The sequence below is a fragment of the Shewanella sp. QJM3NY_23 genome (assembly GCF_056173105.1).
Genome location: NZ_CM149657.1, coordinates 2,421,725 through 2,438,072, shown reverse-complemented (window position 1 = coordinate 2,438,072; position 16,348 = coordinate 2,421,725). Strand labels below are relative to the sequence as shown.

The window sequence follows — 16,348 nt, the reverse complement described above, 5'->3', positions numbered from 1 at the left end:
CTTTTGCTGTAAATCCTAGCCGTTATGCAAGGGATCCCAAAGCGTTGAGCGGCTGGTTGGCCGCTCATTTTACAAAGTGCGGTTATTCTTCAGGGGTGTCTTGCAAGGTAGACTTAGGTTTGCGCAGCATAGGCGCATCGCCAATATCGACACCTGTGATAAAGCGTTTATCGCGGTTATCTTTAGTCTTAGTGGTCGATTTAGCCTTAGCGGGCCTAGTCTTGTTTTGCGCCGCTTTTTTAGCGGTGGCGGGCTTACCTTTAGGTTTAGCTTTGAGGCCGCTAAACTTGGGTTTTAATCCTGCTATTTCGCTTAGCTCAAATGTGCGGCGTAAAAATAGCTGCACTTGTTTGAAGTTATCCCAATCTTTTGGACCCACGAGTGATATAGCATCACCTTTAGCACCTGCACGGGCAGTACGGCCAATGCGGTGAATGTACTCTTCGGCTAACTTGGGCATATCGAAGTTAATCACCAAAGAGACGTTGAGTAAGTCTAAGCCGCGTGAAGCCACATCTGTGGTGACCAAGATCTGTTGTTGACCTCGGCTAAATTGATCCATTATCTGATTACGGGCTGACTGCTTTAGCTCGCCGCTCAGTGAGGCGGTGGTAAAGCCTTCATCGGCGAGTTTTGTGGCTAGACGGTCGGTATCACTGCGGGTGGCAGTAAAGATGATCACCTGCTTATGTTGTTCTTGCTTCAGTAGCGTCAGTAACAGCTTTTCTTTGTGGCCTAAGTTATCGCACAGATAGACTTTTTGGGTAATATCTTGGTTTTCAACGTTTGAAGCCCCAATCGACACATGCACGGGCTCTTTTAGCAGCTCAGCCGCTATCTCGTTAATTTCACCATGATCTAGCGTCGCAGAGAACATCAAGGTTTGACGACGTTTATGATCGGCCGCTTGGTTAATGGCGCGCAGCTGTTCGGCAAAGCCTAAGTCCAGCATTCGGTCGGCTTCGTCAAGGATAAGTAATTCGAGCCCGTTGAGGTGCAGATGACGCTGTTTAAGATGGTCGGCCAGGCGACCAGGCGTCGCCACTACAATATGTGGGTCTCTGGCGAGGGCTTTCGCTTGGTCATTAAAATTTTCGCCACCAAGAATTTTAAGCGCCTTGTATTGCGTATTGGCGACCAGCAGTCGTAACTGGCTGTATACCTGCGTTGCCAGCTCTCGAGTTGGCAATAAAATGAGTACGCGAGGATCGCGTTTACTCAATGCTTTGGTCGAGATAATACGCTGCATAGCGGGCAGTAAAAACGCCAAGGTCTTACCCGAGCCGGTTTTAGACGATGCCATTAGATCCTTTCCCGATAGGCCTACAGGTATCGATTGCTCTTGGATCTCGGTCGGCTTGTCGATGCCCATATGTTCTAGGCTGGTTAGTAGGCGTTTATCGAGTGAAAAATCTGAAAATTGCAAAGGTGTGCTCCAAAATATCAATAAGAGCGCATTATACATCGACTTGGGGCTTTCAGCCATTAGGATTAGTGCTTGTGGAGGACGGATATCGTAATCAAGGCAAATAAGCCATTTTCGCGCGTCATGCTTTAGCCTATGATGGCAGATAAGGGTTATGCCTTTAATTGATACGAGGCAGTGATGAGTAAGGGAGATAATAGATGGCGACTATCGGTATCGCGTTAGGCAGCGGCGCAGCTAAGGGCTGGGCCCATATTGGGGTGCTCAATGAATTAGCTAAAATGGGAATAAAGCCAGACAAAGTGGCAGGGTGCTCTATTGGTTCTGTGGTCGGTGCTGCCTATGCCCAAGATAACCTCAGTGAACTGCAGCAATGGGTGAGTGGCTTTTCTAGTTGGGATGTCCTTGGCTTAATGGATTTAAGCTGGCGTAAAGGAGGCTTAATTGGTGGTGAAAAGGTGTTTGATGTGATGCAACAGCACATTGGCGTGCTCGACATTGAACAGATGAAGCGTCCCTTTGCCGCCGTGGCAACCGACTTATATAGTGGTCAGGAGATCTGGTTTCAACGAGGGGATTTGCGTCATGCGGTGCGCGCCTCTTGCTCTATGCCTGGCATCTTGCCTCCGGCGCGCATTGGCGATCGTTGGCTGGTTGACGGCGCCGTCGTTAACCCTGTGCCAATATCGGTGAGCCGAGCCATGGGGGTCGATTTAGTGATTGCGGTCGATCTTTATGGTCATCGCAAGACACGCCTAGAACAACTGCCCGTGTCGTTGTCGTCTAGCGCGCAAGCGTCGGTGCCAACCGCAGAGGAGGCAAAGGCTCAAGGACAAGATGTCGGCTTTATGGATCTGCTGGCGCGAGGCCGAGAATATGTGTCGGGATTAACCGATAAGTTTTCTCTGGGTAATCGCAATCAACCAGGGATGTTGGCTGTGATGTCACAATCGATGGATATTTTAGAGCAGCGCCATAAACGGGTACGGTTAATGGGCGATCCTCCCGAACTGCTGATCACCCCAAATGTGGCTGACATCGGCACCATGGAATTTCATCGGGCTAATGAAGCGATAGCCGCCGGAGAGCAAGCGGTGAAGCAGGTGGCTCATGTTATCACCACTATGCTGGAAGAGTTTCCGCATAAATAATCAATTTAAACGGCTATTACTTGCTTATCAGTTAAGGCGATTAAATTTGGTTGCCTAGCGTGTCAATAGACGCTATGCGGACTTGATAGTGATTCGATGATATTTAATCAGGTAAGACCTAAGGTATTTATTAGCTATCATCGGATCTCTTGCGGTATTTTGTTAAAAAACGGCCTAGTTTTTGCTTTAACAGAGTATTCGTTTAGCTGTCGTCGATATTTTGACAATGAATTCAATTAGTCATCTTCCAACAACTTCAAGTCATCAACAGGTTGCCGACGCCTATAGTGGTGCGGTTAATCATCAAACTCAAGGCGCTAATGCTCCAGCTGACAGGGTGAGCTTAGGCGAGCGAACAGGCCCAGTACAGGCAAACGGGGCGACTATCCCTCAAGAAGAAGTGTCGTTATCGCCTCGGGCGCAGCGAGCACAAAAAATTGAGGCGATGGCGGGCGACTTTTTTAGTGCTGGCGAGTTTAGTATCAATGATATCCCTAAGCTTATTCAGCGGTTACATCAAGATGGTATCTTGTCAGATAACCAGCTAAATCGCTTAAGCTCTGCAGGGTTTGAGATCCCAGAGCCCAATGAGGCGTCGCAATCACTGCTGGACTTTATTGACAGTAAGCAAGCAGGGTTAACGCAATCGGAGCCTGATAAGGCGCAGCATAAAATGCTCGATGACGCTAAAACCGTGCTGAATAACATGGACGGTATTGATGGCGCATTATACAGCCAAACCGCCGCTCGAGTATCGGCGCAGTTAACTGTGTTGATCAATGCCGATACCAATATGCCTGCCATGGAAAAAGAGCAGTGGCAAGGATTAAAATCGACCATGCAATTAGCTGCCTCGATGGGAAATTCACAACAATCGAGCGGCCAATTAAGCAGTTATTTGGCGTTATCTAAGCGGCTTACGTAACTTACCTACACTTATCCACAGTTTGTCCCGACTTTTTACATTATCTAGCCTTGTTTCGATGCTTGGTCAAGGCCACTTTTTAAGATAAGTGGCCTAGTTTGCAGTAATCTTTTGTCGCAAAATACCATCGGTAAAATCATGATCTGGATCAAGGTACTTCAAGTGACTTTGTAGCTTAATGCGCTACATATTGTGTCTTAATGTTTTCTTGGCACTATATATGGTGTCATTTTAAACGTTACTTGAGGAGATATTAAACAATGCCAGTAGTTATTAAGCGGGATGGTTACCGCACGCCTTTTGACGAAACAAGGATCAGAGATGCGGTAATTGCCGCTGCAAACTCAGCAGGTATTGATGATGTTGCCTATGCTACTCAAGTCGCGAGTCAAGTGAGCCGTGCCATGGCTGATGTGGCCGAAGTGGATATTCACGATCTGCAAGACGCCGTTGAAAACCAACTGATGGAAGGCCCCTATAAAGCCTTAGCGCGCGTGTATATCGAATATCGTCACGATAGAGATGTCCATCGAGAGCAGAGCAGTCGACTTAATCGCGATATTCGTGGCCTAGTTGAACAAAGTAATGCTGCCTTGCTTAACGAAAACGCCAATAAAGACTCAAAAGTGATCCCCACTCAGCGTGATCTGCTCGCCGGTATTGTGGCCAAGCATTATGCGACTCGCCATATTTTACCCAAAGATGTGGTGTCGGCCCATGAAGCGGGTGAGATCCATTATCACGATTTGGATTACGCGCCTTTTTTCCCGATGTTTAACTGCATGCTAATTGATTTAGCCGGCATGTTGACTCATGGTTTTAAGATGGGCAACGCCGAAATTGAAACCCCAAAATCGATCTCAACGGCCACAGCAGTTACGGCGCAAATTATTGCTCAGGTAGCAAGCCATATTTATGGTGGCACCACCATTAACCGCATCGATGAAGTGCTGGCGCCATTTGTGGCTAAAAGCTATGACAAACATTATCAAGTGGCCTTAAAGTGGGGCATTACAGATGCTAAAGCCTTTGCCACCGCGCAGACAGAAAAAGAGTGTCACGATGCGTTTCAGTCGTTGGAATATGAGGTCAACACCTTACATACCGCCAATGGGCAAACCCCGTTTGTGACTTTTGGTTTTGGTTTAGGCACCTCGTGGGAGTCGCGATTAATTCAAGCCTCAATGATGAAAGTGCGTATGGCTGGGCTGGGTAAAAACCGTAAAACGGCTGTGTTCCCCAAACTGGTGTTTGCTATTCGAGATGGTATAAATCATAAGCAAGGTGATTGTAACTACGATATCAAGCAGTTAGCACTAAAATGTGCCACCATGCGCATGTATCCAGATATTTTAAATTATGAGCAAGTGGAAAAAGTCACCGGCTCATTTAAGACGCCAATGGGCTGTCGCAGCTTTTTAGGTACCTACGAAGAAGACGGCGAACTGGTGCATGATGGGCGTAATAACTTGGGTGTGGTGAGCTTAAACTTGCCGCGAGTCGCCTTAGAAGCCAATGGTGATGAAGCGCGTTTCTTTGCCATTTTAGATCAACGTTTAGCCATTGCCAGACGCGCATTAGATACACGTATTGAGCGTCTAGAAGGAGTGAAAGCGCGCGTTGCCCCGATTTTGTACATGGAAGGGGCGTGTGGTGTACGTTTGCGCGCCGATGATGATATTAGCCAGATTTTCAAAAATGGCCGCGCATCAATTTCGTTAGGTTATATAGGGCTACATGAAACCGTTAATGCGCTTTACGGCAATCAAATCCACCTGTTTGACAGTGAGCAGCTGCGCGCCAAAGCAATTGCCATTATTGAACACCTTAAAGCGGCAACAGTGCGCTGGCGTGACGAGTCCGGTTATGCCTTTAGTTTATACAGCACACCGAGTGAAAACCTTTGTAGCCGTTTTTGTAAACTCGACACTAAGGCTTTTGGGGTGATTGATGGCGTGACCGACAGAGGTTACTACACCAACAGTTTCCACTTAGATGTGGAAAAAAAGGTCAATCCTTACGATAAGCTGGATTTTGAGATGCCTTATCCAGCACTGACCAACGGTGGATTTATCTGCTACGGCGAATATCCCAATATGCAGCATAATATTGAAGCGCTCGAAAACGTGTGGGATTACAGTTATAGCCGCGTGCCTTATTACGGCACAAATACGCCGATTGACGAGTGTTATGACTGTGGTTTTACAGGTGAATTTAGCTGTACCAGTAAGGGCTTTACCTGTCCTAAATGCGGTAATCATGAGCCCAGTCGAGTCTCAGTGACGCGTCGAGTGTGCGGTTATTTAGGCAGCCCAGATGCGCGGCCATTTAACTATGGTAAGCAAGAAGAGGTTAAGCGCCGGGTAAAACACCTGTAGGCGTTAGGGTGTAACGGTTGGCGCGCTGATGCGCGCCTAAGTGTTAATAAGCTTGAGGCTTAGATGAATTACCAGCAATACTTTCCAGTCGATGTGGTCAATGGCCCTGGTACGCGAGCGACCCTGTTTGTGTCTGGTTGCGAGCATCAATGCCGCGGCTGTTATAATCAGTCGACTTGGAGTCCGGCAGCGGGTCATCTATTCGATGCCGCCATGGTTGAGCAGATCATCACGGATCTGCAAGATACACGTATCGTGCGCCGGGGTTTATCGTTATCAGGCGGCGATCCGCTTTACCCTCAAAATGTTGCCCAGATACTTGCGCTAGTAAAGCGTGTTAAGCATGAGTGTCCAGATAAAGATATTTGGCTGTGGAGCGGTTATCGCTTAGATGAATTATCGACAGCCCAGCGCCAGGTGCTGCATTATGTTGATGTGCTGGTGGATGGCAAATTTGAGCAATCGCTTGCCGATCCAAGCTTAAGATTTCGTGGCAGTAGCAATCAGGTGATCCACCATTTCCAGCAATAGTGATATAATGTCGGCCAAACAGATAGGCGCAGTCAGCAATCTTGCTTGATTGGCCGAGTATTATAGATTTATTTTAAGGCAAGTTAATGAATTTAAAGCAAGAGTTACAGCAACTTAATGACCGACTCGACAAATGTCGTCGTAAATTAGATGCGGCAGAAAAACGCGGTGATCAAGCGGTGATTTTGCAGTTTAAGCAAGAGATCAATGCTGTAACGAAACAGATTGCCCATGTTAAAAACCAACAGACTCGCTTGTTGAACAAAAAAGGCACCGATGTAAAGTCACTGCCTTTTAGTCGTGCACTGACTAAAGCTGAGCAAGCCGATATGGGTAAATTAAAAAAATCAGTCAAAGGATTAGTCGTTGTACATCCAATGACAGCATTAGGGCGTGAAATGGGCTTAACCCAAGTCACAGGCTTCGCCCCGAAAGCGTTTTAATCCTCAATTGCCGATATTTGATTAGCGTACGTGAGCGATATCATATTGCTTATCGTTCGCTCGGCGTATGCTTAGCGCTCTTTAATACGCTGCGGGTGAAGTAATAACCGATTCAATTACTCGGCTATTTCACTGTAAGGCAAAAACACATAAAATGCTCAGTCTGATAGTAAGGCCGCATCCTAGCCTTAGTTATTTTCTACCTCTTTTTTTGACTCGGACAGAGCGAGTAGTAAAGGTTATTTCATGTCAATTAAGTATGTCGCCACTTCAAAGTTACCTACGCCTTGGGGCGTATTCGCCATGCATGGTTTTGAAGACACAGACACTGGCAAAGAACATGTCGCACTCACTTTTGGTCAACTAGATGCCAATACCCCCATACTTGGGCGTATTCATTCAGAATGTTTAACTGGCGATGCGCTGTTTAGTTTGCGTTGCGATTGCGGTTTTCAACTACAAACGGCGATGCAAAATATTGCCGAGGCAGGACAAGGGTTTATTTTATACCTTCGCCAAGAAGGGCGAGGTATAGGCTTACTCAATAAAATCCGTGCCTATGAACTACAAGATCAAGGCGCTAACACGGTCGAAGCAAATGAGCGACTCGGTTTTGAAGCCGACATGCGCAAATATGACATGATCAAGCCGATGATGGAGAAAATTGGCGTACATCAAGTTAAATTGATGACCAATAACCCTCGTAAAGTTAAAGCAATGAAAGAGCTCGGTATTGATGTGGTTGAACGTGTTCCGCTGCAAGTAGGCAAAAATCGCTACAATGAAGCATATTTAAAAACCAAGTCAACAGAGCTGGGACATATGATGTCTGAGTATCATTTTACTGAAGAAGCAAACGTCGTTAAGCCCCCTAAGGCTGAGTAACGTTCGCGCTTTTTTTAGTGTGTCAACGCTATCAAGACACTGCGGCGATTGCGGCAGTGTCCTTGTTTGCCGCGCTTAGCTTCTTTACTCTCTGCCTGCAAAACCTGCAAAACCTGCAAAACCTGCAAAACCTGCAAAACCTGCAACCTCAAAATGATAGTTGCGGTGTTGTGCTTTCATCGCACTTTTAGCTTTGGCGCCTATCTATGTGAATCGCAAACAGTCTATTTGAGCGGGTCATCTTATGCAATAAGCTGATGATGACGGCGGTAAAGCCCATTAATATGCCAGCTTAACTCTTTCCCCAAATCTGTGCGTTAGTACTGTCGGTATCAGCACCTTTAGCTGCACTCTTGTTGCTGCTGGCAGGGCTTGCCACTCGAGTAGATGTGCGTACCTCACTGTCCGCTTTCGGCTTAGGTAGCGGTAGCTTATTCATTTTGAGGTAAAGGTATTCCACTTTTTCTCTGGCCCAAGGCGTTTTACGTAAAAACTTAAGGCTAGATTTAATACTAGGATCATGATTAAAACAACGAATGTCGATACGTGTGCCCAGTTCTTCCCACCCATAATGGTCGACTAAATCGGTGAGAATTGTTTCGAGTTTAATGCCGTGCAGAGGATTATTTGCTTGTGTCATATTGTGCGATTGTCCATGTAAATTAGGCTGATTATATCAGTTTATATGGAGGTGGGTTGATAAAAAACCACTCGCTCCAGCTTCCCGCTTTGGCGTTATTGGGTTTTATCGGTATTAGGTTGCCTTATTGCATGTTCGTATTGACGCATGGTTGGTGTTTTGTGCTGATAACCTATCAGTTCAGCTTAAAGGATATGCTGTTAATGGATGTGTAGCCAAGGGGAGACGCCAAGTTATTCATAAAAAAGGCACCCATAGGTGCCTTTATCATTGATTTACACAGGCCCTGCAGCTTATTTGGTTTGCTGCTGGCTTAGAGTCTGATAGCCACCACCATTATAAGTGTGGGTATAACCTTGCTCAATTAAACTCATTTGGGCAATATCACTGCGACGTCCACTACGGCAATACAGCACCACATCGGTCGCTTTATCTATATTACGTTTAGCAAATTCAGCGGCAATATTTTCAAATGGGATGTTAATCGCATTAGCTAAATGCCCCTGGGCAAACTCTTCAGGGGTGCGCACATCGACTATCATGGCGCCGTTATCTATCATCTTCCATGCGGTTTCAATGTCTTGTTCAGCCGCGATGCTAGGTGATGATAAGCCGATAGCGGTCACAAAAAGTAGCGCAATCAGTGCGCCGAATCGGCTAAGTAATGTAGTGGCTTGTCCCACGTAAACTCCTTGGTATTAACTGTGTGATTTAGCGCGTTCAAGCTCGGCTTCACTCTTTACACCCAGTTTTTTCATTATCATGGCTGCAGGGCAAAACCCAGTAAAAGCGCTTTGTAATAGATTAGCGCCAACAAAGGCGGTAAGCCAGATAAAATTATGATGTACTAATGCAGTCAACGCGAGAGACAGTAACACCATAAAGCCAGCAAAAGCGAAAATACTACGTTCGATAGACATAATTAACTCCTTAATTAAGCGGCAGTATTTGCCGTTTTTTGTGGTATGCGGTGGCGCATCACTGTGTAATAGAGCACAGGGATCACAACCAAGGTAAGCAAGGTTGAGACTAAGATACCGAAGATCAAACTGATGGCTAATCCATTAAAAATGGGATCATCCAGAATGAATAAGGCACCAATCATGGCCGCAAGGCCTGTCAACATAATGGGCTTTGCTCGGACCGCACCAGAGTGAATAACCGCCTGTTCAAAGGGTACGCCCGACTCTGTCTCCTGGTTAATAAAGTCGACCAGTAATATTGAGTTACGCACAATAATCCCGGCAAGGGCGATCATGCCGATCATTGAGGTGGCGGTAAATTGAGCTCCGAGCAGGGCATGACCCGGCATCACTCCTATGATGGTAAGCGGAATGGGAGCCATAATGATCAGCGGAACGGAGTAGGAGCGAAATTGACCCACTACTAAGAGGTAAATCGCAATCATGCCCACTGCATAGGCGATCCCCATGTCACGGAATGTTTCGTAAGTAATTTTCCACTCGCCATCCCACAATACAGCAATGGTGTCTAAGCCTGAGGGTTGGTTGACATAATGCTGATCAAAGCCCAAGCCTGTCTCGCTATCTATGTCGGCGGCCATCTCAAACATACCGTATAGCGGGCTGTCTAGCGGCCCAGCCATATCGGCAACCACCATGATCATGGGGATCATGTTTTTATGAATAATGGGCGCATCTATGCTGCCTTTATTAATGCGCACCAATTCAGACACCGGCACTGAGTCACCGCTTTGAGTGGTGAGTCTGAGGTTTAGTACCTGCTCAAGATCCATCTTGGCAGCCTCCTCAAGCTGCAATTTAATTGGCACAGGTGTGGTTTGATTGGGTTTATGTAAGTAGCTCACCTGCTTGCCGCCAATGGAGGTGGTCACCAGATCAACGATATTGCTGTAAGGCACGCCTAATAAACTGGCCTTAGCGCGATCGATGGACACCTGCCATTTTTGTTGCATCGCAGGCAGATAGATATCGATATCGACCACATCTGGAGTTTGATGAAATAACGCTTGCAGCTGCAGGGCGGCGGTTTCTCTGAGCGCTTCGTTTGGCCCATACACCTCGGCCAGAATGGGTGACCATACCGGTGGGCCAGGAGGGACTTCAACCACCTTCACATTGGCATTATAGTGCGCCGCAGTAGCTTGCAGTGATTCGCGCACCGCTACGGCGATGCTGTGACTGTCACGATCGCGCTCAGATTTATCGACTAAATTGACCTGAATATCGCCAAGCTCCTGTGTTTGGCGTAAAAAGTAATGGCGCACTAAGCCGTTAAAGTTCATCGGTGCATTGGTGCCTGCATATAGCTGGTAATTCTCGACCTCGGCCACTTGGTTAAGCTGCTGTCCTAAGGCTTTAAGTACGCGCTGAGTTTGTTCCACCGGCGTGCCTTCGGGCATATCAAGCATCACTTGAAATTCTGATTTATTATCAAAAGGCAGCATTTTGAGTACCACCAGTTGAGTCACAGGCAAAGAGATAGCAATGGCAATGAGCACCACAATCCCAGCAGCCAGACCCAGACGAGCTTTACCCGCTTGTTTACCGTGCACAAAGGGTGAGATGAGCGCCGTAAAGATCGCCACCATACGATTGCTGCTGGAGGTGTCGCTGCTCTCCTGATGTTTGTGAGATTTATTTAACAGTTTAGTGGCCAGCCACGGGGTAACAATAAAGGCGATCGCCAGTGAGATTAACATCCCCATACTGGCATTAATGGGGATTGGGCTCATGTAAGGACCCATGAGTCCAGACACAAAAGCCATCGGCATTAGGGCGGCAATGACGGTGAAGGTGGCCAATATCGTAGGGCCACCGACCTCATCCACGGCAATCGGAATTAATTGGGTAAATTCCCGTTGTCCCAGCGCCATATGGCGGTGGATGTTTTCTACCACGACTATGGCATCATCAACTAAAATCCCTATTGAAAAAATAAGTGCAAACAATGAGATTCGGTTTAAGGTGAAACCCCATGCCCAAGAGGCAAAGAGGGTGATGGCCAAGGTAATAATAATGGCAATACCGACCACGATGGCTTCGCGTAACCCCATGGCAAGAAATACCAATACCACCACAGCCGAGGTGGCAAACACCAATTTCAAGATTAAGGTGTTGGCTTTATCTCCGGCGGTCTTACCGTAGTTACGCGATACCGTCACCTCTACGTCGGCAGGAATTAACACGTTGTTGACCGCATCAACGCGAGCCAAGATCTCATTGGCAATATCAACCGCGTTCTCACCAGGTTGTTTGCCAATGGCGATAGTGACCGCAGGGTAGGTGCCTTGTTTGTCGCTGTGCCACGCGTTTTGGGTCGGGATATCGCTGCTAAGGCTAATATCGGCTATGTCGGCGAGATACACAGGCGCACTGCGGCCGGACTCATCTTGATAGACAGCGACAACCAGTTGCTCAACTTCTTGTTGGGATTGTAAAAACTGCCCGGTTTGAATCTTAATTTCTTGGTTATCTTGAATAAGTGATACCGGCATGGATACATGGTTATTGCTGGCAAGGCTATTGCTGATCGCGTCATAGGTTAAGCCGTAAAAGCTCATTTTTGCCGGATCGATACGTACATTAAGGCTCACATTATGGCTACCAACAGTGTAAATTTCGCGGGTACCCGGAATGCGTTTTAGCTCAGTTTCGAGCCCCTTAGCCACTTGAGTTAATTGTTCGGCAGAGGTTAAGGTCGACTTTGACCAGAGGGTCAGGCTGACAATGGGCACATCATCGATACCACGTGGCTTGATCTGGGGCTCGCCGACCCCGGCTTGAGTGGCCACTTTATCCATATTGGAGTAGACCTGATTGTACAGCTTTACAATCGCCTCGTTGCGGGGAATACCCACTTCAAAAATGGCGATCAGTAAGGCGCCATCAGGTTGTGAAAACGAATACAGGGTATCTATCCCTTTTATCTGCGACAGTACCTGCTCCATTGGTAGGGTGACTAATTGTTCGACTTCACTCGGAGTTGCTCCAGGAAAAGGAATATAGACATCGGCAAAGGTAACATCTATCTGTGGCTCTTCCTCTTTAGGGGTGACGAGTACCGCGAATAGCCCCAGTAAAATGCCGAGCAATGCCAATAGCGGTGTGATGGCGCTGAGTTGAAATAGTGCGGCGACTCGCCCGGAAAAACCCAGTGAATAGGGCTTGTTTTGTTGCTTGTCGCTATCTTGATTATGTGACGGCTTCATCTTATTTACGATTCCTATTAAACGGCCAAGTCCATTACAGCGCTCATATTATTGGGCTAGGTTAAGTCGGACTTGATAAGCGTCAGTCGCGATGACATCACCTGCGGTTAAGCCTGCAAGCACTTCAAATTGATCATCTCGTTGCGCGCCTAGGCGCACTTGGGTGAGTTGGAATGTCCCTTGTTGCTCAAGGTAGACTGCACTCATCTCATTTTGATAAATAATCGCCGATTGAGGAATGGTAATAGTGCTGCGCTGGCCTGCAATAAACTTGGCTTTAACCCACATGCCCGGCATTAAGTTACTCATGCCTTCAGGTAAATCAATGCGCGTTTTATAGCTATGATTCAAAGGATCGGCAAAGGAGAATATGGTTAACTGTTGTGATACCACTTTTTGGCCGTCGCTAAGCTGCAGTTCAACGCTAGATTGGTTACGTAGGGCGTCGATATAACGCAGTGGTACATGAGTCACAGCGCGCATGTGCTCGGTTGAAAACCCACTGAGTAAAGCTTGACCTGGGGCGACCGTTTCACCCTCTTCAACATAACGCCGAGTCAACACGCCAGCAAAAGGGGCGCTGACCACGGTATATTGCAATGACTCATTGGCTTGCACGATCCGCGCTTTGGCGGCGCTAACGGCTTGCGCGGCCGAGCGGGCGGTGGCAATGGCTTGATCCATCTGCCCCTGTGAAATCGCACCTTGTGGAAACAGCTCTTCAAAGCGGCGACGTTGTTTTTGCGCTTCTTCATTTTGTGCGCGGGCTCGGGCGTATTCGGCTTCTGCAGCGTCGAGCTCTGCACCTTGAGACTTACTGGTGATCTCGAGTAATGGCGCGCCTTGGGGCACAATATCATTCACATCATAATAAAGCTTAATGATCCTGCCTGAGGTTTGCGCCGATACGGTGGCAGATTTTACCGCTTCAAGCTGCGCATCTAAGGTGACCCATTGGGGTTGCTCTTTTGCGGTGACGGTTAGCGTCTGCAAGGTATTAGCGGACGCTGTAACATTCAGCAGTAATGGCAGCAATGTGATTGATAATAGATGTTGAATACGCATGAGACTAACGACCTCCAAAAACTTCATAAGAAAATTCTAATGAACTTTTCAAGCTTGTGCAATCTTTAATTAGAAAAATGCGATGAAGTGATGTGAGACGTTTGCGCTACGACTTCATTTATGGCATTTATCGACTTAATTTAAGGCATTTAATGACTTATCGTATTTTATTTTACACTTGCACCCGTTAGGTAAGTGGTATTGTTTAAGATTCTGTCTGCGCGATTAATCATTAAGGTAATAGGTCAGTGTTGAGACCACTCTTATTTTTTTGATGCTGGGCGTATTGCTATCGCGATCGGAAATAGTGAACTGCCCTTGAGAGGCCTGTTTGATTTTGCCCAGTTTTGAGGCCGAATCGATGGCAAATTTTTCTGCTGTCTGGCGCGCATTCTCAGTGGCAGACTGCACCATTTGCGGTTTAATGTCGTTTAACTGAGTAAAAATAAATTCGGTGCGGCTATCATAATCTTGGCTCGATATCGCAATACCTTCTTTGGCTAATTCCAATAGATTGCTTTGTATGCGCAGTAATAACTCAACGCGCTGAGTGTAAAGGGAGATAGTCACTTGTGCGGCGTAGCGATAACGCACATTAGGATCGACATAGCCTTGCGCTTGTCTGTCTTGGATAGAAGGCAATGATATCGACACCTCATCACTGCTAAATCCCTGTTTTATCAAGAAAGCAACCACTTTATCGGTTTTGCTTTGCACATTGAGGTAGAGATTATTTAAGTCGTTATCCACCTCAGTGAAGCGGATGGGCCAAATGGCGGTATCAGCATTCACTTCCAATTCAGCTAAGCCTTTTACGGTGACGGTGCGCTCCATGGCGCGCATAGTGATGAGGCTATTGCCCACTTGGCTGCCCAGCAGATAGAGACCAATACAGATAAACGCGCCGAGCAGGATCGTGGGGAGTGATTTTTGCATAAAAAAGCGTCCTAATTGCTTGTTGTGCTTTATAAAGCATATGCTTGTTAAGGTTTTTTATCTAGCCTATTTTTTAGGCTTGTCTTGTGATGGGGTGAGCTTGCTTGTTTACCAGCTCTTACTCTTATGAGATTAGGTGTGTAATGGCTTTGATTATCAAGGTTGTCTGATAAAATTATTTATTTAAATATTTGATTAAATAGTCTATTTTGTTTTATTTGAATCAAAAAGGGGGGGCTGCAATATAAAAAAACCACACAGATGTGCGGTTTTTTTATTGCAGTTATCGCTCAGTACAATTTAAACAGTCTTGTACTTAAAACGTGTAGTTGTACTGCATTGAATAATAGGTTGCATTTGAGCGCGTCGTGGCATTGACCATACCAGTGTTTGGCCCAATAGGTAAGCCGCCCGTGACTGAGCTGTTTTCGATCAGGTGGACATCCTCACCGCGCACCACGGCGATACCAAAATCGATGCTGGTGTTGGTCGATAAGGCGTAGGTCGCGCCTGCGGTATACCATTTGCGATCAGAGTCTGGGATAGAGATTGAACTCAGCTCACCCACAACGCCCTCATCAGCCATAAAGCCGGCACGCAGAGTCCAAGTGTTGTTTAGACTATAAGTACCACCGACACTGAACAACCATGAGTCATCCCATGCGTAGGTCTTTAAGCTGCTTGAGCCAACAGATACTGGCCCTAACGTCCCATCAGTCACGGTTAGCTCGTGGAAATCACCCCAAGTGGTTAATTGCGCAGTATAGTGAAGCGCAAATTTATCGGTTAATTGATGAAAACCAGCCACTTGGAAAATATCGGGTAGTGGAATATTGATCTCATCAAAGGCAACTGTTGCCTGTGCTTGTGGGTTGTAGATATTAATATCACCCGAGGCTTTAAAGTCTGGGCTAAAGCGGTAGCTCATGCCAAAACGGTGATCGGCATTGATTTCATACACAGCGCCGATAATGCCACCAAACGCCACGCCATCGGCATCGACATCAACTAGCTCTTGCTCAATGCTACCAGTTTGCGTGGGCACTGTACCGCCACGAGTGAGCGTGCCTTTACCGTAGATCATATCAAGGCCTGCACCGACACTAAAATGGTCGTTGAAGCGATATGATGCACTTAGGTTGAAGTTAAGCGTGGTGACTTCAGTCTTGCCCAATAGATCGAGCGGCGCGGGTAGTTTACCACCCACGAGTTGAGTCGATAAGTCTGTGGTATCGGTACCTGTACCGAAGTTACTGAACAGCGCCACACCGTAGGCGAATTTATCGTTTACCGGGCTAACGTAGTAAAAGTTAGGGATGAGTTTGGCATCGGCGGCATCATCGACACCGCCGTAATGGATTTCGCCTAACTGAGAGTCGATATAAACATCGCTGACAGTTACTTCAACATCGGCGTAGTTCAATCCCATTGATAGTTGTTTTTTGTCAAACAGCGCCATCGCGGCTGGGTTACGCGCTAATACCGATGCATTATCGGCAATAACGGCATCACCGGCAAAGGCTCGGCCCACACCGGTTGCTGATTGTGCATTAAGTAAAAAACCAGCTGCCATGGTTTGCGAGCTCGCGAGCGTAACGGCAACGGCTAATATTGTCTTGTTAAAAGGCTTCATAAATCAATTCTCATTATTATCGGTCTCGTTTTATTAGTGAGTTGGCTGAGCAATCTCTCGAGATCCTTTTGTTAGTCGGATGCATAGTAGGGGGGCCGCGATGCGCCAACAACTCCGACCAGATTGAGTTTGCATGTTATTTT

At 46.9% G+C, this 16,348-nt stretch carries 14 protein-coding genes; 6 read left to right on the top strand and 8 right to left on the bottom strand.

All coding sequences use genetic code 11. The features are described from left to right. Positions 1–82 precede the first annotated feature (82 nt). Complete coding sequence (locus tag AC0VXX_RS10960) at positions 83–1,426, bottom strand: DEAD/DEAH box helicase (RefSeq protein ID WP_475514263.1); 1,344 nt, start codon at positions 1,424–1,426, stop codon at positions 83–85. 200 nt (positions 1,427–1,626) lie between these two features. Here AC0VXX_RS10960 and rssA point away from each other — a divergent pair, with 200 nt between their 5' ends. From rssA to ribA, 6 genes are all read left to right on the top strand, one after another. Next, positions 1,627–2,577 (top strand): patatin-like phospholipase RssA, encoded by a 951-nt coding sequence (gene rssA / locus AC0VXX_RS10955; protein ID WP_475514262.1) that lies wholly within the window; start codon positions 1,627–1,629, stop codon positions 2,575–2,577. A 226-nt stretch (positions 2,578–2,803) separates the two neighbouring features. After that, on the top strand, positions 2,804–3,502 hold the full coding sequence (locus AC0VXX_RS10950; RefSeq protein WP_475514261.1) for a hypothetical protein: 699 nt from the start codon (positions 2,804–2,806) through the stop codon (positions 3,500–3,502). A gap of 260 nt (positions 3,503–3,762) precedes the next feature. Continuing rightward, positions 3,763–5,880, top strand: a complete 2,118-nt coding sequence (gene nrdD, locus AC0VXX_RS10945) for an anaerobic ribonucleoside-triphosphate reductase (RefSeq protein WP_475514260.1) — start codon at positions 3,763–3,765, stop codon at positions 5,878–5,880. Positions 5,881–5,943: 63 nt separating this feature from the next. After that, complete coding sequence (nrdG, locus tag AC0VXX_RS10940) at positions 5,944–6,411, top strand: anaerobic ribonucleoside-triphosphate reductase-activating protein (protein ID WP_475514259.1); 468 nt, start codon at positions 5,944–5,946, stop codon at positions 6,409–6,411. Positions 6,412–6,497: 86 nt separating this feature from the next. Beyond that, complete coding sequence (locus AC0VXX_RS10935; protein ID WP_475514258.1) at positions 6,498–6,854, top strand: YibL family ribosome-associated protein; 357 nt, start codon at positions 6,498–6,500, stop codon at positions 6,852–6,854. A gap of 246 nt (positions 6,855–7,100) precedes the next feature. Then, positions 7,101–7,739 (top strand): GTP cyclohydrolase II, encoded by a 639-nt coding sequence (gene ribA, locus AC0VXX_RS10930; protein ID WP_475514257.1) that lies wholly within the window; start codon positions 7,101–7,103, stop codon positions 7,737–7,739. 292 nt (positions 7,740–8,031) lie between these two features. Here ribA and AC0VXX_RS10925 read toward each other — a convergent pair whose 3' ends face one another. The 7 genes from AC0VXX_RS10925 to AC0VXX_RS10895 all read right to left on the bottom strand — a co-directional run bounded on the left by AC0VXX_RS10925 (position 8,032) and on the right by AC0VXX_RS10895 (position 16,205). Then, positions 8,032–8,379 carry a VF530 family protein gene (locus AC0VXX_RS10925; RefSeq protein WP_475514256.1) on the bottom strand — a complete coding sequence of 116 codons (348 nt, stop codon included), beginning with the start codon at positions 8,377–8,379 and terminating at the stop codon, positions 8,032–8,034. A 293-nt stretch (positions 8,380–8,672) separates the two neighbouring features. Next, the gene (locus tag AC0VXX_RS10920) at positions 8,673–9,062 is read right to left on the bottom strand and encodes a rhodanese-like domain-containing protein (RefSeq protein WP_475514255.1); all 390 of its coding nucleotides are present in this window, start codon (positions 9,060–9,062) and stop codon (positions 8,673–8,675) included. Between the two features lie 15 nt (positions 9,063–9,077). Continuing rightward, positions 9,078–9,299 carry a YgaP family membrane protein gene (locus tag AC0VXX_RS10915; RefSeq protein ID WP_475514254.1) on the bottom strand — a complete coding sequence of 74 codons (222 nt, stop codon included), beginning with the start codon at positions 9,297–9,299 and terminating at the stop codon, positions 9,078–9,080. 14 nt (positions 9,300–9,313) lie between these two features. Continuing rightward, on the bottom strand, positions 9,314–12,571 hold the full coding sequence (locus AC0VXX_RS10910; protein WP_475514253.1) for an efflux RND transporter permease subunit: 3,258 nt from the start codon (positions 12,569–12,571) through the stop codon (positions 9,314–9,316). A gap of 48 nt (positions 12,572–12,619) precedes the next feature. Continuing rightward, the gene (locus AC0VXX_RS10905) at positions 12,620–13,663 is read right to left on the bottom strand and encodes an efflux RND transporter periplasmic adaptor subunit (protein ID WP_475514252.1); all 1,044 of its coding nucleotides are present in this window, start codon (positions 13,661–13,663) and stop codon (positions 12,620–12,622) included. A 198-nt stretch (positions 13,664–13,861) separates the two neighbouring features. After that, positions 13,862–14,572, bottom strand: a complete 711-nt coding sequence (locus AC0VXX_RS10900) for an SIMPL domain-containing protein (protein ID WP_475514251.1) — start codon at positions 14,570–14,572, stop codon at positions 13,862–13,864. Positions 14,573–14,888: 316 nt separating this feature from the next. Beyond that, positions 14,889–16,205 (bottom strand): OmpP1/FadL family transporter, encoded by a 1,317-nt coding sequence (locus AC0VXX_RS10895; RefSeq protein WP_475514250.1) that lies wholly within the window; start codon positions 16,203–16,205, stop codon positions 14,889–14,891. Positions 16,206–16,348: the final 143 nt, after the last annotated feature.